Origin of the sequence: Shewanella electrica (assembly GCF_022321485.1) — a bacterium.
GTDB classification, from domain to species: domain Bacteria; phylum Pseudomonadota; class Gammaproteobacteria; order Enterobacterales; family Shewanellaceae; genus Shewanella; species Shewanella electrica.
Window position 1 is genome coordinate 1 of the sequence record NZ_JAKOGG010000367.1, and the last position, 265, is coordinate 265.

Sequence of the window (265 nt, forward strand, 5' to 3'; positions counted from 1 at the left end):
CTACATTCTCGGACCCGAGATTTTTCCCCATCTGGACCGGCACGAACTGGGCGCCGGCGACGAAATCCAGCTCACCGACGCCATGGCCAGGACCATCGGCGACGTCCCCTTCCACGGCCTCAGGTTCTCCGGGAAACGGTTCGACTGCGGCGGCAAGCTGGGGTACCTCGAAGCCAACGTCGCCTTCGCGCTGACCCGCGACGAGCTGGCCGGCGACGTCCGCGCCATGCTGAAGGGGTACGCGTGAGTCCCCGCACCGGCCCGG

Annotated in this window: 1 pseudogene; it reads left to right on the forward strand. The window is 67.9% G+C overall.

Going from position 1 to position 265, the window contains the following annotated elements:
• A pseudogene (locus tag L9G74_RS20920) lies at positions 1 to 247 on the forward strand (UTP--glucose-1-phosphate uridylyltransferase); the annotation flags it as partial.
• Between the last annotated feature and the right edge of the window lie 18 nt (positions 248 to 265).